Origin of the sequence: Alteromonas sp. P256, from assembly GCF_036864455.1 — a bacterium.
Classification (GTDB): Bacteria; Pseudomonadota; Gammaproteobacteria; order Enterobacterales; family Alteromonadaceae; genus Alteromonas.
On the sequence record NZ_JAZETM010000013.1, the window covers coordinates 1 to 20,773 of the forward strand.

Consider the following 20,773-nt stretch of genomic DNA (forward strand, 5'->3'; position numbering starts at 1 on the left):
AGGGCAGTAACACTGCCCTAGTTTAGAAAAAACTGGCTTAAAACGGACTGTTTCATAACAAACAGGCCCAAAGTGAAGTCAACACCAATTAATTTATACCAGATCACGTCGAATAGTTTTATCGCCTGAGCATAATGCCTGCCACGGCAGCGAACAGTAGACTTGGTAAAATAGCGCCTAAGACGGGCGGCAGCTGATAAACTAAACTCACCGGGCCGAACACTTCATTTAAAATAAAGAATCCAAATCCTGTCAGCACGCCCATAATAACCCGAGCCCCCATGCTCACGCTTCTCAGTGGACCAAAAATAAAAGACAGCGCCATGAGCAACATAACACCAACAGACACCGGTTGAAGTATTTTGCGCCATAGGGCCAGTTCGTAGCGAGCAGGGTCTTGGTCGTTACTTTCTAAGTAATTGACGTAATCAACAAGCCCGGAAATAGATAGCGCCTCTGGTTTTACAGCAACAATGCCCAATTTGTCTGGTGTAAGCGTGGAATTCCAACGCTTTCTTTCAAAGCTTTCGCTGGTAATTTGCTGCTCGGTAAACGACGTGATATCTACATTATTTAGCCACCACCCGTCATCATCAAATGCCCCTGAATTTGCATAGCTGATGCTTTGTAAGGAGAGGTCTGGGTTGAACGTATAAATGCGAATGTCCTTTAATGCGTCTTGGCTGAGTACTTGGCCAATGCTGACAAAACGCTCTCCATCTTTCGCCCATACCAGCTTATCAGACGAAAACAAGCTTCCTCCAGAAATCGCTTCTGTGCGAATTTGTTTGGCTTTTGTTTCGCTAATAGGGGTTACCCATTCGCCTACTGCCATTACCACAAGGATCATAACGAGGGTGGACTTCATGGCAGAGTTAATGATATTCCATCGGCTTAATCCCGCAGCTTGCATCACCACCAGTTCGCTGTTGCTGGCAAGTACCCCCATACCTATTAAGCCACCGAGTAGGGTAGCCATAGGGAAAAACTGCTCTAGGTCACGAGGTAGGCTCAGTATCACATAGAGAAAGGCAACGAGCATATCGTAGTCGCCTTCACCAATTTTTCGTAGCTGTTCTACAAATTTGATTAGAGCGCTTAGGCCAATCAGCACGCTTAAAGTAACGGTTACCGTACCAAGTAATGTGCGAGCGACATATAAATCGAGGATTTTAAACATTTACTTTTTACCCAGTACCCAAGCGCGCAGCAGCGTGCCGGTCTTCCTATCGCGCACAATTAACACAAATCCAATAACCAACATGACAGCATGAACCCACCACAAACCCAGTTGAGGAGGCATTTTTCCATCTTCTAATACGCGGCGGCTAGCCAGTAATAATAAGAAATAGCCCAAATAAAGAAGAATAGCAGGGAACATCTTTCCAAAGCGCCCCTGTCTTGGGTCAACGGCACTTAATGGCACAGCAATAAGGACTAAAAACGGGATCGACAGTGGAATAGCAATGCGCCACTGCAATTCTGCTCGCGCTTCAATACTGGCCTCGTTCCATAACTCTACCGTGGGCAAAACGCTGACTTTTTTGCGGGGCTCTTCAGCGGGCTTATCTGCAATTTGAATCTGGTATTCGTCAAATTCTACCTTTCGGTAGGCCTTGCCAGATTGAGCGCCTTCGTACTGCACGCCCTGCTTGAGAATAAGGTTTCGGGTGCCGTCGGCATTGGTTGCCACGTCGCCGCTTTGGGCGTAAACCACACGAACTTGTTCTTTGCTATCGTCGCTCTGGTTTTGCGATAAAAATACCCGCTGAAGCTTATCGTTTTCATCTACGTCGTGAGCAAAGATAACCGCCTTTTCGTTACCGGTTTGTTGAAAACGGCCGGGCATAAGGGCGGAAATGCCTGCTTCATTGCGCGCTTTTTCTCTTAGCTGGTATTCGTTTTCTGCAGCTAGGGGCGCAAAGTACAGCGTGATTGCACCAGTCACTATCATGATCAGCACCGATAGAAACAGCATTACTCTGGTAATGTACCATTCACTGATACCACAGGCGCGCATGACGGTCATTTCACTATCGACGTATAAACGACCGTGAGCCAGCATTATTCCAAGATAAGCGCTTATCGGAAGAACAAGAGATGATAGTATGGGGGCATAAAGCGCTAGAAAGCCTAAAACGAGCCCGGCTGGGATATCGCCATCAGACGCGTCACCTAAAACGCGAACAAAGCGTAAAGTGACAAAAATGGCCATTAAGATAAAGAAAATCGCTAGCTGAGATTTAAGCGTTTCCTTAAGTAAATAGCGGAATATCAGCATCTCAGTCTGCCCGGATAATTAGGAATTTTAGTGAAAGAAAGCACAATTTTGTTTAAACTTACCGTTTTTACAAGTTTTGCCTGCAATCATAAACCGTTTGCATGATGTTTAGACGCAAAATTGGCCTATATTTATGGGCAAACGCGTTAATTGCAGTGAACTAAAAAGTTATGCTGCGTATTAAAACATAAAGCAGCGCGAAACGTTACGTGATTTTAGTTATCGTGCAAACTATAAACGACGAAAAGCGAGGTAATATCGTGGAGTTTAGTGTAAAAAGTGGCAGCCCCGAAAAACAACGTAGTGCCTGTATCGTTGTAGGTGTCTTCGAACCACGCCGATTAACGGCAGTGGCAGAGCAGCTTGACGAAATTAGCAATGGCTATATTAGCAACCTGTTGCGCCGCGGCGACCTTGAGGGTAAAGCCGGGCAAATGTTGCTACTGCATAACGTACCCAACGTATTAAGCGAGCGCGTGCTTCTTGTCGGTTGTGGCAAAGAGCGAGAGCTAGACGAGCGCCAGTACAAAAACATTATCGCTAAAACAATTCAAACACTGAATGAAACGGGTTCAATGGAAGCGGTGTGCTTCTTAACCGAGCTTCATGTTAAAGGTCGTGATACCTACTGGAAAGTGCGTCAAGCAGTAGAAGCTACTGAAGACTCTCTTTACACTTTCTTACAGCTGAAAACCAAAAAAGGCGAGCCTCGCCGCCCACTGCGCAAAATAGTGTTCAATGTGCCTACACGTCGTGAATTGACAGTAGGTGAGCGCGCCGTCGATCACGGTCTAGCTATCTCTCGCGGTGCTAAGGTGACCAAAGACGTGGCCAATATGCCGCCAAATATCTGTAATCCAGACTATTTGTGGAAACAAGCCCAAGAGCTCGCGAGTCGTTATAACAGCGTAACGGCTGAAGTGGTGGATGAAACGCAAATGGCCGAACTAGGCATGCAGGCGTATTTGGCTGTAGGCCGCGGTTCAGAAAATGAAAGCATGATGAGTATTATGCATCATCGCGGCGGTCCTGCAGACCAAGCGCCTATTGTACTAGTAGGCAAAGGCCTGACTTTTGATTCCGGTGGTATTTCAATTAAGCCAGGCGAAGCCATGGATGAAATGAAATACGACATGGGCGGCGCTGCCGGTGTATTGGGAACCATGCACACCATTGCTGCGCTGAATTTGCCAATCAACGTTATTGGCGTGTTGGCTGGCTGTGAAAATATGCCCAGTGGCAACGCCTATCGTCCAGGCGACATACTGACTACTATGTCGGGACAAACCGTTGAAGTGCTTAACACCGATGCCGAAGGTAGATTGGTATTGTGCGATGCGCTTACCTACGTAGAGCGTTATGAGCCAGAGTTAGTGATTGATGTGGCAACGCTCACTGGCGCGGCAATTATTGCGTTAGGTCATCATGCTACGGCGGTCATGAGTACGCATAACCCACTTGCACACGAGCTGTTAAATGCTTCTGAGCAAAGTTCAGATCGTGCGTGGAGACTACCGCTATGGGACGACTATCAAGAGCAGTTAGAAAGCCCGTTTGCTGATATGACAAACCTAGGTGGACGACCTGCAGGCAGTATTACTGCTGGATGCTTCTTGTCCCGCTTTACGAAAAAGTACAACTGGGCCCACCTGGATATTGCAGGAACAGCATGGCGCAGTGGCAAGAACAAGGGCGCAACCGGACGCCCAGTACCTATGTTGTCACAATTCTTGATGAATCGTGCCGACATTAAGCTAGAGGATTAATCTTCTATGCCACAGGTTATTTTTTATCAACTCAGTGCTAGCGACAACGGCGTAACGGGTAAAGCCAGTGAAGTCGTTGCTAACGCGTTTGCTAACAAACAAAAAATTAGCGTGCTGTGTGATACACAAGCACAAGCAGAAGAAGTTGATGAATTGTTGTGGCAACTACCGGCGAACCGTTTTGTTCCTCACAACCTTTATGGTGAGGGTCCGCAAGCGGGCACGCCGGTAGAAATATGCTGGCAGCCTGAGCAGGTTGCCAGACGACAAATGGTGGTTAACGTTGGTTCTGGCATGGTGTCATCGCCTAACCAGCACCGCCAAATCATCGATTTTGTGCCCGTGGATGACAATGCTAAGCAAGCAGCGCGGGTGAGATACAAAAACTATCAGCAAGCTGGATGTAATATGCAGTTTAAGTCTGCGTGACATAGCGTACTTGGTACCGCTTATTCAACGCAAATTTTTATAGTGCATGGCTAGGTTTGAGCGAAACAACAAAAATCGCCTACAGTCGTCAACTTTTTTACATCAGCTTTTAAACGAGAGTCAGTAATGGATAAAACCTTCGAACCGCAGTCTATTGAGCAGCAATGCTACCAAAAATGGGAAGAGGCGGGTTTATTTAAAGCATCTGGTAGCGGCGACCCCTATTGTATTCTTCTTCCTCCACCGAATGTGACGGGTAGCCTGCACATGGGTCATGGTTTCCAGCAAACCATTATGGATGCACTTACTCGATATCACCGCATGAAGGGTGACAATACTCTATGGCAGGTGGGTACCGACCACGCCGGTATCGCTACGCAAATGGTGGTTGAACGTCAGCTAAACGCTCAGGGCAAAACTCGCCACGATTTAGGTCGAGAAGACTTTATTAAAAAGATCTGGGAATGGAAAGAACACAGTGGCGGCACAATCACTAGCCAAATGCGTCGATTGGGCACCTCGCCTGACTGGTCTCGCGAAGTCTTTACTATGGACGATGACCTTTCAACAGCAGTAACCGAAGTGTTTGTAAAACTGCACGAAGAAGGGCTTATCTATCGCGGTAAACGCTTGGTCAATTGGGACCCTGTTCTTCACACCGCCGTTTCCGACCTAGAAGTGCTAAACGAAGAAGAAGACGGCCATATGTGGCACATGCGTTATCCTCTTGCCGATGGCAGTGGTGAGCTTGTGGTTGCCACAACCCGCCCAGAAACCATGTTAGGTGACACCGCTGTAGCCGTTCATCCTGACGATGAGCGTTATCAAGATTTTATCGGCAAAGACATTAAACTGCCTATTACGGGCCGTTTAATTCCTATTATTGCTGATGATTATGTAGATATGGAATTTGGAACCGGTTGCGTAAAAATAACGCCAGCTCACGATTTCAACGACTATGACATGGGTAAGCGCCACGACTTACTTATGATCAATATCTTAACCGACGATGCCAAAATTAACGATGGCGCACCAGAGGCGTACCGCGGTTTAGATCGCTTCGATGCGCGCAAGCAAATTGTTGCCGACCTAGACAGCCAAGGTGTATTGGTTAAAATTGAACCGCATAAACTTAAAGTGCCTCGTGGAGATCGCACCGGCGCGGTTATCGAACCGTATCTGACCGACCAGTGGTATGTAGCGGTAGAGTCACTTGCTAAGCCAGCCATTGAAGCTGTTGAAAGTGGAGAGATTCGTTTTGTACCAGAGAATTGGAACAAAACCTACTTCCAATGGATGAACAACATTCAAGACTGGTGCATATCAAGGCAGCTTTGGTGGGGACACCGAATTCCTGCATGGTATGACGAGAGCGGCAAGGTATATGTAGGGCGCACAGAAGAAGAGGTGCGTGCAAAACACAGCCTTGGTGATGATGTGACGCTTTCACAAGATAACGATGTACTTGATACCTGGTTCTCAAGTGCGTTATGGCCATTTGCAACAATGGGGTGGCCTAAAGAAACCCCTGATTTAGAAACGTTTGTTCCCTCGTCAGTGTTGGTAACAGGCTTTGACATTATTTTCTTCTGGGTAGCCAGAATGATCATGATGACGAAGAAGTTTACCGGCAAAATTCCGTTCAAAGACATCTATATCACAGGTCTCATTCGCGATGAAAGCGGTGATAAAATGTCGAAGTCAAAAGGTAATGTACTTGACCCTATCGACCTGATTGACGGCATCGACCTCGAGTCGCTTGTTGAAAAGCGCACCGCCGGAATGATGCAGCCTCAGCTAGCGGAAAAAATTGTTAAGCGCACCCGCAAACAGTTTCCTGACGGCATTCATGCCTACGGTACAGATGCACTTCGTTTCACGTTTGCTGCAATGGCATCGACCAGCCGTGACATTAATTTTGATATGTCTCGCGTTGAAGGCTACCGCAACTTCTGTAATAAAATTTGGAACGCGTCGCGCTTCGTATTAATGAATACAGAAGAGCACGATACGGGTGCTAACGGCGGCGAGATGGTACTGAGTCTGGCCGATCGTTGGATTTGGGCAAAGTTCCAGCAAACTCTCGTTGAGTTTGAAAAAGCACTGTCTGACTACCGTTTTGATATTGCAGCACAAACAATTTACGAGTTTACGTGGAATCAGTTCTGCGACTGGTATTTAGAGTTGACTAAGCCGGTACTGAGCAACGACGCGAGTAGCGAAGCTGAAAAGCGCGGAACTCGCCATACGCTCATCAACGTGCTAGAAAGTCTTTTGCGTTTAATGCACCCAATAATGCCATTTATCACTGACACTATTTGGCAGCGTGTAGTGCCATTAAGTGCGCTTAAAATAGACGACGACGCTAGCATCATGGTGCAGCCGTTCCCAGAAGTAGACAGCGCTAAGCAAGACGACACTGTTCTCGCTGATATTGAATGGGTGAAGAAGTTTATTGTTGGTATTCGCAACATTCGAGGCGAAATGGATATTTCACCGAATAAGCCGTTAAATGCATTGCTGAAGAATGTCAGTGACTCTGATGCGTTACGTTTAGATGCTGCGAAAGCTTTCTTAGACAAACTGTCCAAGCTTGAGAGTGTAACTATTTTAACCAAAGACGATACTGCGCCAGCGAGTGCTACTGCGTTAGTAGGGGAGATGGAAATTCTTATCCCCATGGCAGGGCTGATTGATAAAGATGCAGAGCTTGCTCGTATCTCTAAAGCCATGGAGAAAGTAGACAAAGACGTGTCTCGAACTCGTGGAAAGCTGGGTAATGAAAAGTTTGTTAGTAATGCGCCTGAAGCGGTTATTGAAAAAGAGCGCGCAAAATTAGACGAAGGTGAAAAGGCACTGGCCAAGCTTAAAGAGCAGTACGATACTATTGCTGCACTTTAAGTGAGTGATTCAGCTAACGAATATTTAAGTTACTTTAAATGACGTTTGCTAAGGCTAAGCCTTCTTGAGGCTTAGCCCGCTCAATGTCTGGTGCGACGTTTACCTTTGCCTTAAAGTCTCAGTATTCGGTAACGTACATACGCTAAACAAGCTATAAAAAAACGGGGCTACAGTACGCTATGTGTGTACAGTCGGCCCCGTTTTTTGTTCGCAATGGCTTAAATTTAATAGTTGTTTTTGTTATTCCCATCGTGAGAGCCACTTGAGAGGAATTGCGCAAGTTTCACGGTTAGCGCCTTTTGCTTAATAGGCTTAGTAAGATAGTCACTCATTCCTGCATCAATGGCATTTTGTTTATCTTCTTTCATCGCATTAGCAGAGAGGCCAATGATGATAATGTCGGTAAAGCCTTTTGCCCTTAGTGCTTTGGTAGCCTCGAAACCGTCCATAACTGGCATTTGAACATCCATTAGAATGATGTTGTACTCCGAAGAGTTTTCTATTTTGCGAACGGCTTGTTGACCATTTTCGGCCACGTCAAACGTTAGCCCTAGGTTGGTCAGCATTTCACCCGTCACAAGTTGATTGATATTGTTATCCTCTACAAGTAGAACATGCCCTTCAAACAGAACGTTTTTCTCTTCATTCTCTTTGTCTTTTACAATCTGAGACTCCTCAGGTGTGTCTTTTGTTATCACCTGCTTAATAAACCGCTCAAATTGAAGCGGTGTAAACGGGTGCATAATAAGCGGACTATGCCAAAGGGATGCATATTTTGCTTGCAGCGCACTACCCGCACTTTCCAACACTAGACCTACAGATTTGCCCTTTTCAATCAATGTTTTAAACCAGCTTAAATTTTGCCTAAATGTAACAAAGTCGGGCACGTCAATAAGAATATGCGCTGGCAGATTAGTCATACCTTTCCCTTGTTCAATAGTCACAATCGACTGTGACGAAAGCTGAATATGTTGAATATAACCTTGAGGCAGCAGTGCACAGTCAGTCACATATATACTGTCATTAGGTAACGCTGGGGTTTGATGTAACACACCTTTTTGCTGATTAATCACTTTAAGCGGAAGGGAGATAACGAACTCGCTGCCTTTACCTAAGGTTGATGTGGCGTGTAATTCGCCATGCATGAGCTGGACAAGTTGGCTCACAATGGCTAAGCCTAACCCCGTCCCGCCATAGGTTCTATTTGTTGAGCCGTCTGCTTGCGTAAAGGGTTTAAATATTCGGCTAAGCTGGGATTGACTCATTCCTATGCCAGTATCAGACACTCGCATAGTCAGATTGAATACGTCACCAGAATCACTTAAAGCGCCGTCAAAACCTATTTCAATGCGTCCCTGTTCGGTGAACTTAACCGCATTATTACCTATATTCATGATGATTTGAGCAATGCGTAAAGGGTCGCCGACAATTTGTGAATACAGAGAAGGGTTGACTGAAAAACGAACTGAAAGGTTTTTTTCTTTCGCCCTAAGCGCTATGACGGCAATTAAATTATCAAACAGTGAATGGAGGGAGAAATTCACTTCCTCAATTCTCAATTCGCCCGCTTCAATTTTTGAAAAGTCTAAAATATCGTTAATCACGCTTAGTAAAATTTGACCGGAATAGGCGGCTTTATCAAGATAGTCTCTCACCGTATTGCTGAGGGTCTGCTTTTGAGCAAGTTCTATTAAGCCAATAATGCCATTCATAGGGGTACGAATTTCATGGCTCATGTTAGCTAAAAAGATGCTTTTTGATGCGGTGGCCTGTTCCGCTTTAAGTTTTGATACTCTCAGTTCGTGATTCAGACGCTCTTGTTCAACATTTAAATTTTGTGCATCTTCTAGTAGCTTTTGGGTTTGCCTGTTCTTATCGCGAAACACCATAGCTGCTCTCGACAGCTTGCCAATTTCATCAATGCGTTTGCTACCGGGAATATTTTCGATCTGCACATCTTGAGAAAGCTTATTAAAAACACTCGTAATAGAGCGAATAGGCCCAAGAATTCTTACCATGGTAAAAATGGCGGCTACAAGGGCTAATAAAATAGAAATTAATGAAAATAGCTCACCGTTTTTCTGCGTTCTTGCTGCAAGTTCATAAGTTTGCCTTGTGATAGCGTCAGACTGCTCCGATACGTTATTTGCTAATTCGCCGCTTAAGTACAGAAACTCTCTCGCCGAGCCAGCCATCACCACATTAACTAAAAACAAATTCCCTTGAGTAATTTGAGTCAGGGTTAAAAAATCGGCTTTAAGTCTATCCACTCTCGCCGTAATACGCTCAGCTTGGCTATCACTTTCTCCATTCACAATTGAGGCAAACGGGCGCAGTGCCTGGTTAAAGGCGTTAACAAAGATGATATCTGGTTTTTGCAGGTACTTGAGGGTGGCGTTTTCGGCAAGAATAAGCTGGCTTTTAATCTCGCTAAAAGTAGTCGCGCTTATTTCGCCTTGCTCTACAAGCCGGGTTGTGAGGTTTTGTAAGGCAATAATGTTGGCAAGGGTACCCTCTGAAACTAAGTTATCGCGCTTTGCTCGAGCTTCAACAACGTGAGAAAAATTATCCTTGTACGCATTGAGATGCTCATGCATTCGAGTAAGCACATGATTCTCATCTGATTCTGAATAGACGATGTTAGATTGCGCTAGTGTGTCGAGCTTTACATTTATTGAAGCCATTAGTCGGGTGAAACGGGTAATGGCTGAGGAACTCGCATTTTCTTTAAAAATCAGCACATTTCGCTGTAGGTCGACTACATCACGTTCGAGTTCTTTTACAGTGCCTACCGCAGTAATTGCAGCGCTGGCAGAGTCTACACCTCGATTTAATACCACCTGGTTCTCATGGGCGATGTAACTTTGAACAAGTATCAGTGCAATAAGTGCAGCAAGAACGATGACAAGCTGAGTTCGTATTGAGGATAGCATGTAGCGCGAAAGCCTTATTTTTGTTTACTGACTAAGAGGTAATAAATTCGTACCACTTTTGTAGGCTGTACTCATAGGTTGGCATTACTGTATTCCAAACTGCCACATTACTAAAGCGGTTTTCGTAACTGCCACCGGTTCGTTGCGCCCCTTTTAAAACGCTTATCTTACCGTCTGTGCCGGTGAGGTCAGAGGAGGCGGGTTTACCTTCATACCAATAATCCCACTCAGCACGAGATAGGTATTTCGCTGAACGCTGAGGGTTAGAGATATAGTACCCCTGCCTGGCGATAAATGCGCCAGGCCAGCCCGACAACCACCAGTTCATATATTCATAGGCTACGTCTTTGCTACGTCCTGTGGAGGCAGAAGAGAGGCACATCACGCCATGCCATCCGCGATATCCTTCTTTGGGTGCAGCAAAAGTCACTGGTATGCCCTGTCCGTTGAGTGCTGAAACCGCAGGCGAAAACATACTTTCAATGGCCACCCTGCCACTTTTCATAAACTGCACTGATTCCGGTACGGAAGTCCAAAAGCCATTAAAATGGTTAAGCTGCATCAGCTCAATTAGCACACTAAACAAGCTATCAAGTTCTTGCTCGGTCATGGCGCCCATATCGTTGAATGTTACAAAGCCCTTAGCTTGGGCGGCTAACGCTAAGTCGAAAAGACCGATAGTGGGGTCATTGACAATGGCAACGCTTCCCGAGTAACGGCTGTCTAAAAGCCATCCCCAGCTCTCAGCGTCTTCTTGCATTTCTTTAGGTAAACGTCTTCTATCGTAACCAAAAGAATCTACGTTGTGCACGTAGGGCAGAAAGCTGACTTCATCAGTAGAGTTAGCACCTAAAGTACCATCATTTTGAATATTTAAAATTTTATGGGGGGCATCTCCTGCTCCCATTCGCGCATTCGCGGTGAGTTTACCTGTTTTAGACAGATCGTTAATTTCTTCCCAATATCCAATGCGTTTTTTCTCAATAGGTTGAATAGCTCCTGCGCGCCACAGCACGCCTATACTATTAGACCATTGCTCGTACAAATCGAAAGAAGTAGGGTCCATCGATGCTTTTTGCAGCACGGTTGCACTGCCGCCGGGCTTAAACTGAATATTAATACCCAAATCTTCCATTGCCCGCTGTCTTATGGCCTCCTGAAGCGTTACGTGGGTTCCCATCACCGTAAGCGTGGGTTTAGGCTTACCAATGGCAAACGGAGTAACCCCTGCTGTGATGCCAAGCGCGAGGCTTCCTTTGATCACGCTGCGGCGAGTGAAGACAGATGGTGTACTTTTCTTTTGCGTCATGTCACTACTATCACTTTCAAAGCATTAACTTTTTGTAGTGTGGCACTGATTTATGAAAGTTACCAACAGGTTTTGAAACTAGGGCGAGTCCTAGCGTTTAAGTCATTTTCGCGATGCACCTGCTGCAAAAAGCCTCAGCCCTGCTGCGCTAACAATAAAGCAAAGCGAGAGCCATGACATAGAACCACCGTGTTCTTCAACAATAACAACCGTGTCTTCTACAATATATTCGTTGGTTTCACTTTCTAGCGGTACAAAAGCAAACTCAGCGTTGTCGTAACCGTCAGAAAATGCCACAAGCTGCTCAGTTTGCGCATCGTACAGTTCCAGTAAAATGTCGTAATCGTAAGAGGGAAATCCCGACACTAAGGTACTTTCTATTACAAAGCTGTCGCTGGAGTCTTCGCCATAAATAAAAAATTCTGATGACACATGGATTGCATCATAGACGCCGTTTTGACCTAAATAGAGCACTGCATAGACAGGCGCATCGACAAAAATGGTGTCGGCATCAAATTCCACCGAAAACGCAGAGTAATAGCCGTCGTAATCTAAATCATGCTGCAGGCTAACCCAGCTATGGTAAATCCAAAACTCATTCACACCGGTAATGACAATATCACTTGATGACTTTGTTGTGTTTGCATGTAGCTCAATACGTGCAGCTTGTTTTGAGCCGCTCGGGGCGGTCTTCAAAATGCTCCCTGTAGAGGCAGTGTCAACATCAGCGTCGCTTTCATCCTTGCTAGGCTGGGCTGGTAAACTGTCAGTATTAGATTGAGTTGGCGTAGGAGGCGCCTCTTTACCTTTTTCTTGTTCGCTATTTTCGTTAACGGCAGCTTGTTCCGCCCCAACATAAGGCTGGTTGTAACGGTACTCTTTCGAGGTCACCGTTTTCTTTACAGAGGTGCTTTCTGCAGTATTTGCTGCAGCACTCTCTTCAGTATTTTCCGCATTGGCGTATGTCACAGGCAGTACTAAACATGTAAGTGCTGATAATACTCTAAAAAGGGGAGTGCTAACGCCTAGCTTGCTTCTTCTGTTAATGGCGCTGATATGAGAACTGTTGCTGCATGGGTTACGTCTACAAGAAGCAGCTTTGGGTAGTGCGGTGACAACAGATAACAATTTCATGTGTACATCCTTTTCCAATCAATAATAACACTGTCATTGTTGACGGAAAAAGATGAACCAAAGCTGAAGCGAAACTTAATAGATGGGTTTTACGGCAAGCTAGCGCTTTTTCTACCTATTAACGCTAGCGAGTTACCGTGGGTAAATACAGAGCGTGCTAGTCGTTTAAGTGATGGTGTTCTTCTTCACCTTCACCATCCATTACGCTGTCTTCGCGAGGCTCAAAATAGGTGCCCCAACCGTCGTAGGTAACATCGTGCTTGTCGGCTATCTTTAACAGCTTATCAATGTCTTCGTTAAGCACGTTGATATCGAGTTTGCGTTCCACGACGGCGTCGAAACAAAACACTTCTTCACCATCGTCTAGCACTAATTCTTCTGCATCAGAAACTTCAAAGCCGGCTTTGAAAGCATCTACGGCTGCTTTTTCAAGCACATCGAAGTCGGTACTCGCAAAATGATGTTCAATAGCGTAATCGGCATCGGCTTGGCTGCCATCTTCTAGCAGTGCATCAATCGTTTCTTGATTGAATTCATACCACTCTTCTCTTTCGTCAAATTGATTCATTTTTTCGGCCTAACCTATGCGTTGAAATTGGCTGCAAGTTTACCTGCTTTTCTCTAAATCATCGACCTGCTCATTCAACTGTTCGAACTTTTCTTTCATTTGCTCGTTAAATATTCCCATCCACTCTTTAATAGAGTGCTCTTCGGTTAAAGGCTGGGGAGCGCTAATGTCGATAAGAACGATGCCGTTGTTCCACTTATTCCAGCGAACCTTTTTGTGTAGATTACTCGCCGTTACCATAACCACTGGCTCATTGGTGGTTTTTGCCAAACGAAACGCGCCTTGTTTAAATGGCAAAATTCCTCGGCCATTACTGCGAGTGCCCTCTGGAAACAGCCACACTGAGGTTTTCTTTTTGGCAATGCGGTTTGCAGCGATATCGAGTGTGTTTCTGGCTGCGCCAGAATTTTTGCGGTCTATCATGATGTTGCCTGATAGCCAGTATATTTGACCAAAAATAGGGATCCACTTAAGGCTTTTCTTGCCAATGGTAACAACCCCGGGCAGTGCGGCTTTGCAAATAGTCATTATATCGAAACTATTTTGATGATTCGCGATAAACACATAGGGCTCATTCAGTTTCACCGCTGGGTCTCGTTTAATAATAATTGTTAAGCCCACAACCTTGGCCATTTGAGAATACAGTGCACCAGCGGCCTGAACGTTATCTTTGTGAAACGGGCGTAAGATACAGACGAATAGCAGCACTAGGTTAATAACCAAGAATGCGATAAGAAGAATGGGAATACGGAACAATGCTATCAAAACGACTCCAAGCGAATAATTGTGCGCGCAGTATAGAAGAAATTTCAGCGTACACTTGTCCGATGAGTTTTTATAGTGAAGTTTCTAATCTAGTCTACGCTTAAAGGCGGTGCCTTGTGACTTTGCGGGTTGCACAGGTTTAGCTTAACATGGGTATAGCCCAGCGTGTTGCTACATCAACCGAGGTGATAAACCGCTTAGATTCAAAATCATGCTGTCAGCAACAATAAGCAGGGCCGACGTGAATTGCGTTAAAACGATGTTTTATCACCTTTAGTATGAAGCATTTTTATCGATAGCCCATTACAATAGAGAAGAACGTGCAGCCTAACCGTAGTTGGTACCAATAAGTATGTTGACATTTACCCCTGACGAACTAGAAGAAGATATTCTTGCAGATCTCATGGAAGAAATTAACGAACTCTATGAGTCAAGTGAGCAAACGTTAATCGAACTTGAGCTACGCCCAGCAGACAACGAATTGCAACGGGCTCTGTTTCGCTCAATCCACACTATCAAGGGCGACTTAGGGTTAGTTAATTTTTCTCCAATGATCCCTCTTCTGCAGCACGTAGAAGACCTACTCGACTTTCTTCGCAAAGGCCAAGTTGATTACACCAGCACCATGAGCGACCTAGTTCTGTTAACCATGGACAGGGTGAAAGCGTTTGTTGAAGAAGTGATGCAGCGGGGCAAAGCTGACTATGACAACACGCTGCACGAGCAGCTAGTGCTTGCGATAAGTCGAGTTTCACCTGAAAACTCAGCTGAACACGAGCACCTGCTTACCGACGCAGTATTACTGTTAAATCCGGCTCTCGATGTAGCAAAAAATGACAGCACTGCGACTACCGCAGGCCAATCAAAAGCCCCGGTGCTGGCATCCACGGGTATTCCAAAAGACATTAGCAATGAAAAGAAGCAAGATGTCTTGTTCTTTAGAGAGCTTATGCAAACGGTAGAGCGCCGTTCAAACTTCTGGGCGGGTAAGGGCGATCGCATCGCTAAACTGGCTATGTATATCAACGACGTTGCCGATAATATCATTGATGAAGACCAGCTCGCGGTGGCCAGCTATGTTCACGACTTTGGTATGGCGTTTATGCCTATGAAGTTGCTCAACAAGGGCGATACCTTGAGTGAAAATGAATTTAATTTGATGCGTTCTCACGTTTACAAAAGTGCCCGATTGCTGGAGCATTTAGACGAATGGGATTTAGCGAGAAAGATTGTTATGCAGCACCATGAGCGTACTGATGGTTCAGGATACCCTCTGGGCTTAAAAGAAGACGATATCTGTGAAGGCGCAAAGCTGTTAGCAATTATTGATACGTATGATGCCTTAACGCATGCCAGAGCGCACAGTGAAGACAAAGTAATGTCGAAAAAAGACGCGGTTATACATATCAACAAGCAAGCGAAAGGCCAGTTCAGTATGAAATGGGTACGCTTATTTAATCAGGGCATGACGGGCTTATTAACAAAAGGGCATTAAGCCCTTTTGTTACTCTTGAGTAGAATATAAGAAAACTTTTGAGCAATGCGCTTTAGTTAATCCCAAGCTCTTTTAATTTACGAGTAAGCGTATTGCGTCCCCATCCCAATCGCTTGGCCGCCTCTTGTTTGTGACCGTGGGTGTGCTGAAGCGCACGCTCTAGCATCACTTTTTCAAATGTCAGCATGGCGTCGTTTAGTATGTCATTGCGGCCATCTCTTAGCTGTTTGTCTGTCCAATTAGCAAGAAGCTCGGGCCAGTCGCCCACGGTTGCGGCAGCGGTTTCGACACTACCATCGCTGTGAATTTCAGGAGGCAAATCGCTCGGTATGACTTCCTGCCCGCTAGCCATTACGGTAAGCCAGCGACATACGTTCTCTAGTTGCCTAACGTTACCGGGCCACGGTAATTGCGACATAACTCGCTCAGCGTTTTTGCTAATGCTTTTGGCGTCAACATCGAGCTCTTTTGCAGCGCGACGCAAAAAGTGACGAGTCAGCAACGGAATATCTTCCCGGCGCTCAGAAAGTGAGGGCAGGTGCACACGAATTACGTTGAGACGGTGAAATAAATCTTCGCGAAACTTACCTTCAGCAACCCTAATTTCTAAATTTTGATGGGTTGCTGCAATAATTCTCACATCAACGCTCACCGATTGATGACCACCGACTCGGTAAAACTGGCCATCAGCAAGCACCCTTAAAAGCCGGGTTTGTACGTCTAACGGCATGTCGCCAATTTCATCGAGAAACAACGTTCCACCATCGGCTTGTTCAAATCTTCCTTGGCGGGCTGCTTGTGCACCGGTAAACGCCCCTTTTTCGTGCCCGAATAATTCGGACTCTACGAGGTCAGCGGGAATGGCCGCCATGTTTAATGCAATAAACGGCTTGTGTGATCGCGGGCTGTGTCTGTGAAGGGCGTGAGCAACAAGTTCCTTACCTGTTCCAGATTGCCCGTTTATGAGCACACTGATTGATGAGCGCGAAAGTCGGCCAATAGCGCGAAAGACTTCCTGCATTGCAGGGGCTTCACCAATGATTTCAGTGACCACTTCATCAGGCTGTACCTTAGTGGCTGAAGACTGCTCTCTGGAATGATCTAATGCACGCTGGGTCAGTGTTACGGCTTCATCTATATCGAAGGGTTTGGGCAAATACTCAAAAGCACCTTTTTGATAAGCGTTCACAGCGCTGTCTAAATCTGAGTGCGCAGTCATAATAATAACCGGAAGCAACGGATGAGAGCTGTGTACTTCATTTAATAGCGTCATGCCATCCATCTGCGGCATACGTATATCCGATATAATCACTTCAGGGGCTTGACCGCTTTGGATTTGACGCAGCAAGTCTTCAGGGTTTTCAAAACTTAAGCAGCTGATATCTGCTGCCTGTAAGGCTTTTTGCAGCACCCAACGAATTGAACTGTCATCATCGACAATCCATACCGATTCATTCGTCATCGCCTGTCTCCTTGCTGTTAATTGGAATGTATATCACGAATTTTGTATAACCCGGGTGGCTATCCACATCTATCTTGCCGCCGTGATGGTTAATAAGAGTTTGCGATATTGATAGCCCTAAGCCTGATCCATTCTGCTTACTACTTACCATGGGATAAAATAACGTGTCCTTGATATCTGCTGGAATACCCGGTCCGTTATCGATAATTTTAACTTTAGCCACTAATGCATGGCGCTCAGACTGAATGGTCATCTGGCGCTCGATACGCGTGATCAATTGAATTTCTGGGTTTGGCGTATTGTGCTCGTTTAACGCCTGAATGCTGTTTCTGACGATGTTCAATACTGCCTGCTGAATCATATCCGGATCGATTCTTAAATCGGGAATGCTCGGATCGTAATCCCTAATAATTGATATTGGATTTACCGAGTCTACCAACATTAGGCTTCGAACTTTCTCTAGCGCCTGATGAACGTTACTTATCTCGAAGCGGGGAAGAGAGTTCGGGCCTAACAATCTGTCAACTAATGTGCGCAAGCGATCAGATTGCTCAATAATCATGCGGGTGAATTCTTTATGCTGCTCGGGTAGCTCTTTTTCTAGAAGCTGGGCTGCGCCGCGGATGCCCCCTAACGGATTTTTGATTTCATGAGCTAGGCCTCGCACAAGTTCTCGCGCCGCATAATGTTGGGCGTTTTGTAGGTTTTCTCGGGTAATTCGCTTTTGCTGATCAATCTTCTTAACTTCAAAAAGTAGGCCGGGCCCATTTGCCGTAGTGATATTTGTTACGGTTAAATCGACAGACACATAGCGGTTATCTTTAAACGCGAGCTTTATTTCATTTTCAGTAAAGTCTTCGCCTTTTCTTATAGCCGCTTTAAGCCGTGTGGTTTCAATAGTATCAGGCAAAAAGAAGTCTGGCAGAAAGTGCCCTTGAAGTTGTTTCATCCCTGTTTCAAATAGCGCCTCACCAGCATGGTTGGCGTAAACAATGCGCAGGCTACTATCAACGGTAACGAGCGCTGTGTTTAAACTATTTAATAGCAGCTGTGTCTCTGACTCGGTAGATACCATCCGAGCATGTCTCCTTTGCACCAAGTTTGTGCATTGTAGCGTACAGCTAAGAAGACCGCCTCGAATTCTCTCAAAAATTATTTTGAATGAACCGCCGTGGTGCGCTTGTTTGTAAGGACTGCACGCTAGTTGTTATTAATAAACACCGATGCCTGATGTAGGTATAGGGTTTGTATAGGAGACGATGCAAGAGTCTTGCCCGTATTGTTAGTAAGTTCAACTTTATAATCGTGTGCTCCACGATTAATACCTTCTAGCTTAAATATGCCCGAAGAGTTGCGCTGAATTGGGGCACCATCAAACACTAAGCGATACAAAGGTGCCTTTGATGCACTGTTTTGTGACGCTTTTATTACAAAGTCTCCCGCATTGTTTCTAATAGTGGCTTCGGGAGCGGGGCTGGTAATACTGACGCTGTAGTCTGGCTTTTTCTTTGTAATTTTACTTTTTTGTGGTTTAGGTACTTTCATTGCAGACACCACATTGCGGGTCTTTACATCAAGTTCAACGATATCTGCATTAGGTGGTGGCGTATCGGTATAGGTCACTGAGCCGTCTTCGTTAACCACCTTATATATTTGAGGGGCGCTCTTGGCGGGTGGCTGTTCTGGTGCATTCTCAGCATCCTGCCATGCAAGTGCGCTTTGCGTACTCAGGAGCAAGCAGCATGACGACAACGATAAAAGCTGCAAAGCGCGTTTTGTTAGATGAGTCATGATAGCTATTCCTGAAAGTGGTATGTCTTCATAATAGATAATGTTTGGGCAATAAAAAAGCCCGCACAAGCGGGCTTTGATATTTGTTCTAATAAAATATCTGTGTAGATACGATATTAAACGCTGTAGTACATGTCGAACTCGATAGGGTGAGTTGTCATGTTAAGCGTTGTGACTTCTTCCGACTTCAGATCGATATACGCATCAATCATGTCATCTGTCATTACGCCGCCAGCAGTAAGGAACTCACGGTCACTATCCAGTGCGTCTAGCGCCATTTCTAGTGAACTCGCCACTGTTGGAATTTCAGCTGCTTCTTCTGCCGGTAGGTCGTACAAGTCTTTATCCATAGCATCGCCAGGGTGGATCTTGTTTTTGATACCGTCAAGGCCAGCCATAAGCATTGCAGTAAATGCAAGGTATGGGTTACCAGTTGGGTCAGGGAAACGAACTTCGATACGGCGTGCTTTGTCGCTTGTTACATAAGGAATACGAATAGATGCAGAACGGTTACGTGCAGAGTAAGCAAGCATTACCGGTGCTTCGAATCCAGGTACAAGACGCTTGTACGAGTTAGTTGATGCATTAGCAAACGCGTTAATTGCACGAGCGTGTTTAATGATACCGCCAATGTAGTAAAGCGCTTCTTCAGAAAGACCAGCATACTTGTCGCCCGCAAAGATGTTTTTGCCATCTTTAGAGATAGACTGGTGACAGTGCATACCAGAACCGTTGTCGCCAACAAGTGGCTTAGGCATAAAGGTAGCTGTTTGGCCGTATGCGTGTGCCACATTGTGAACTACGTACTTGTACACTTGAATTTCGTCGGCTTTCTTAACAAGCGTGTTAAATTCACACGCGATTTCGTTTTGACCAGCAGTCGCTACTTCGTGGTGATGCGCTTCAATTACAAGGCCCATCTCTTCCATAACCATACACATTGCAGCGCGGATATCGTGTGCTGAATCTACTGGAGGTACTGGGAAGTAACCGCCTTTCACGCCTGGGCGGTGGCCCATGTTTCCGCCTTCAAACTCTTCGCCTGAATTCCACTTTGCTTCTGATGAATCAATTTTGTAGAACGAACCCGCCATGTCAGTATGGAAGCGAACGTCGTCAAACAAGAAAAACTCTGGCTCTGGGCCAAAGAATACTGTGTCACCGATACCTGTTGATTTTAGGTACTCTTCCGCGCGACGAGCAACAGAGCGTGGGTCGCGCTCATAACCTTCCATAGTAGTAGGTTCAACGATATCGCAACGAATATTAACTTGCGTTTCTTCTGCGAAAGGGTCAACTACGCAGCTGTCTGCGTCTGGAAGAAGAACCATGTCAGATTCGTTGATGCCTTTCCATCCAGCGATTGAAGAACCGTCGAACATTTTTCCTTCTTCAAAGAAATCGTCATCAACTTGGCTCGCAGGAATAGATACGTGTTGTTCTTTACCTTTAGTGTCGGTAAAACGTAAATCGATAAACTTCGCTTCGCTTTCTTTAATCAGCTCTAATGCCTTTTCTACTGACATCGTGTCCTCCAGGTTTAATGTAAAAATGCAGAGTGATCAGGCTCACTCCAACAGTGAAAATGTGAAAGCGATAATCATGCCATCTATCCAACCACCGTATTCTGTGACGTGAGAAAGGATCGATACTTAGTTAATGATTCCTGCTGCACTATGTTGGTGCTTTGAAGTTGCATTTTGGTGCAGTGTGCAGGCGCCTTAGAGATTTAGACTAGAATACTTTTTCATCCCTTGCCACCGTTTTTCTAACGTGCGCGGAATTATGGTGCGAGGTAAATCGGGCTAAAGGCCTTTAAAAACATAAGATAACCGTAAACATTCACTGCAAAGTGAAAAAAGATGCGCAAACGGCGCGTTTTTTCTGTACAATCCGCGCAAAATTTCCATCTGCATTTTTGCACGAAATCTCATGCATA

Annotated in this window: 15 protein-coding genes; 4 read left to right on the top strand and 11 right to left on the bottom strand. The window is 45.4% G+C overall.

Going from position 1 to position 20,773, the window contains the following annotated elements; translation table 11 throughout:
• Positions 1 to 118: 118 nt before the first annotated feature.
• Both lptG and lptF read right to left on the bottom strand, forming a co-directional pair.
• Positions 119 to 1,180 carry an LPS export ABC transporter permease LptG gene (gene lptG / locus V7R39_RS15905; RefSeq protein WP_334031906.1) on the bottom strand — a complete coding sequence of 354 codons (1,062 nt, stop codon included), beginning with the start codon at positions 1,178 to 1,180 and terminating at the stop codon, positions 119 to 121.
• Complete coding sequence (lptF, locus tag V7R39_RS15910) at positions 1,181 to 2,281, bottom strand: LPS export ABC transporter permease LptF (RefSeq protein ID WP_334031908.1); 1,101 nt, start codon at positions 2,279 to 2,281, stop codon at positions 1,181 to 1,183. It lies immediately after the preceding gene.
• 260 nt (positions 2,282 to 2,541) lie between these two features.
• Between lptF and pepA the strand changes: the two genes are divergently transcribed.
• The 3 genes from pepA to V7R39_RS15925 all read left to right on the top strand — a co-directional run bounded on the left by pepA (position 2,542) and on the right by V7R39_RS15925 (position 7,377).
• The gene (gene pepA, locus V7R39_RS15915; RefSeq protein ID WP_334031909.1) at positions 2,542 to 4,047 is read left to right on the top strand and encodes a leucyl aminopeptidase; all 1,506 of its coding nucleotides are present in this window, start codon (positions 2,542 to 2,544) and stop codon (positions 4,045 to 4,047) included.
• A 6-nt stretch (positions 4,048 to 4,053) separates the two neighbouring features.
• On the top strand, positions 4,054 to 4,476 hold the full coding sequence (locus tag V7R39_RS15920) for a DNA polymerase III subunit chi (RefSeq protein WP_334031910.1): 423 nt from the start codon (positions 4,054 to 4,056) through the stop codon (positions 4,474 to 4,476).
• A gap of 126 nt (positions 4,477 to 4,602) precedes the next feature.
• The gene (locus tag V7R39_RS15925) at positions 4,603 to 7,377 is read left to right on the top strand and encodes a valine--tRNA ligase (protein WP_334031912.1); all 2,775 of its coding nucleotides are present in this window, start codon (positions 4,603 to 4,605) and stop codon (positions 7,375 to 7,377) included.
• Positions 7,378 to 7,601: 224 nt separating this feature from the next.
• Here the strand turns inward: V7R39_RS15925 and V7R39_RS15930 are convergent, their stop codons facing one another.
• The 5 genes from V7R39_RS15930 to V7R39_RS15950 all read right to left on the bottom strand — a co-directional run bounded on the left by V7R39_RS15930 (position 7,602) and on the right by V7R39_RS15950 (position 14,086).
• Positions 7,602 to 10,310, bottom strand: a complete 2,709-nt coding sequence (locus V7R39_RS15930) for an ATP-binding protein (RefSeq protein ID WP_334031915.1) — start codon at positions 10,308 to 10,310, stop codon at positions 7,602 to 7,604.
• A 31-nt stretch (positions 10,311 to 10,341) separates the two neighbouring features.
• A complete protein-coding gene (locus V7R39_RS15935) occupies positions 10,342 to 11,619 on the bottom strand; it encodes an ABC transporter substrate-binding protein (protein WP_334031917.1) in 1,278 nt (425 codons plus the stop codon).
• A 102-nt stretch (positions 11,620 to 11,721) separates the two neighbouring features.
• A complete protein-coding gene (locus tag V7R39_RS15940) occupies positions 11,722 to 12,753 on the bottom strand; it encodes a choice-of-anchor H family protein (protein ID WP_334031918.1) in 1,032 nt (343 codons plus the stop codon).
• A 157-nt stretch (positions 12,754 to 12,910) separates the two neighbouring features.
• Positions 12,911 to 13,321 (bottom strand): ribonuclease E inhibitor RraB, encoded by a 411-nt coding sequence (gene rraB / locus V7R39_RS15945; protein WP_334031920.1) that lies wholly within the window; start codon positions 13,319 to 13,321, stop codon positions 12,911 to 12,913.
• A 39-nt stretch (positions 13,322 to 13,360) separates the two neighbouring features.
• Positions 13,361 to 14,086 (bottom strand): 1-acylglycerol-3-phosphate O-acyltransferase, encoded by a 726-nt coding sequence (locus V7R39_RS15950; RefSeq protein WP_032097338.1) that lies wholly within the window; start codon positions 14,084 to 14,086, stop codon positions 13,361 to 13,363.
• A gap of 352 nt (positions 14,087 to 14,438) precedes the next feature.
• Here V7R39_RS15950 and V7R39_RS15955 point away from each other — a divergent pair, with 352 nt between their 5' ends.
• The gene (locus tag V7R39_RS15955; protein ID WP_334031922.1) at positions 14,439 to 15,581 is read left to right on the top strand and encodes an HD domain-containing phosphohydrolase; all 1,143 of its coding nucleotides are present in this window, start codon (positions 14,439 to 14,441) and stop codon (positions 15,579 to 15,581) included.
• 52 nt (positions 15,582 to 15,633) lie between these two features.
• Here V7R39_RS15955 and glnG read toward each other — a convergent pair whose 3' ends face one another.
• From glnG to glnA, 4 genes are all read right to left on the bottom strand, one after another.
• Positions 15,634 to 17,043 carry a nitrogen regulation protein NR(I) gene (glnG, locus tag V7R39_RS15960; RefSeq protein WP_163104364.1) on the bottom strand — a complete coding sequence of 470 codons (1,410 nt, stop codon included), beginning with the start codon at positions 17,041 to 17,043 and terminating at the stop codon, positions 15,634 to 15,636.
• Entirely contained in the window at positions 17,033 to 18,118 is a 1,086-nt protein-coding gene (gene glnL, locus V7R39_RS15965) for a nitrogen regulation protein NR(II) (RefSeq protein WP_334031924.1), read from the bottom strand. The genes glnG and glnL overlap by 11 nt, the downstream gene beginning before the upstream one ends.
• 125 nt (positions 18,119 to 18,243) lie before the next feature.
• Positions 18,244 to 18,834, bottom strand: coding sequence for a DUF4124 domain-containing protein (locus V7R39_RS15970; protein WP_334031925.1), 591 nt, complete (start codon positions 18,832 to 18,834; stop codon positions 18,244 to 18,246).
• 116 nt (positions 18,835 to 18,950) lie between these two features.
• On the bottom strand, positions 18,951 to 20,360 hold the full coding sequence (gene glnA / locus V7R39_RS15975; protein WP_334031926.1) for a glutamate--ammonia ligase: 1,410 nt from the start codon (positions 20,358 to 20,360) through the stop codon (positions 18,951 to 18,953).
• Positions 20,361 to 20,773 lie beyond the last annotated feature (413 nt).

What these genes read in the sequence shown, in the direction of transcription:
- lptG (WP_334031906.1), bottom strand. Translation starts at nt 1,180, where the DNA reads ATGTTTAAAATCCTCGATTTATATGTCGCTCGCACATTACTTGGTACG.
- lptF (WP_334031908.1), bottom strand. Translation starts at nt 2,281, where the DNA reads ATGCTGATATTCCGCTATTTACTTAAGGAAACGCTTAAATCTCAGCTA.
- V7R39_RS15920 (WP_334031910.1), top strand. Translation starts at nt 4,054, where the DNA reads ATGCCACAGGTTATTTTTTATCAACTCAGTGCTAGCGACAACGGCGTA.
- V7R39_RS15925 (WP_334031912.1), top strand. Translation starts at nt 4,603, where the DNA reads ATGGATAAAACCTTCGAACCGCAGTCTATTGAGCAGCAATGCTACCAA.
- V7R39_RS15930 (WP_334031915.1), bottom strand. Translation starts at nt 10,310, where the DNA reads ATGCTATCCTCAATACGAACTCAGCTTGTCATCGTTCTTGCTGCACTT.
- V7R39_RS15935 (WP_334031917.1), bottom strand. Translation starts at nt 11,619, where the DNA reads ATGACGCAAAAGAAAAGTACACCATCTGTCTTCACTCGCCGCAGCGTG.
- V7R39_RS15940 (WP_334031918.1), bottom strand. Translation starts at nt 12,753, where the DNA reads ATGAAATTGTTATCTGTTGTCACCGCACTACCCAAAGCTGCTTCTTGT.
- rraB (WP_334031920.1), bottom strand. Translation starts at nt 13,321, where the DNA reads ATGAATCAATTTGACGAAAGAGAAGAGTGGTATGAATTCAATCAAGAA.
- V7R39_RS15955 (WP_334031922.1), top strand. Translation starts at nt 14,439, where the DNA reads ATGTTGACATTTACCCCTGACGAACTAGAAGAAGATATTCTTGCAGAT.
- glnG (WP_163104364.1), bottom strand. Translation starts at nt 17,043, where the DNA reads ATGACGAATGAATCGGTATGGATTGTCGATGATGACAGTTCAATTCGT.
- glnL (WP_334031924.1), bottom strand. Translation starts at nt 18,118, where the DNA reads ATGGTATCTACCGAGTCAGAGACACAGCTGCTATTAAATAGTTTAAAC.
- V7R39_RS15970 (WP_334031925.1), bottom strand. Translation starts at nt 18,834, where the DNA reads ATGACTCATCTAACAAAACGCGCTTTGCAGCTTTTATCGTTGTCGTCA.
- glnA (WP_334031926.1), bottom strand. Translation starts at nt 20,360, where the DNA reads ATGTCAGTAGAAAAGGCATTAGAGCTGATTAAAGAAAGCGAAGCGAAG.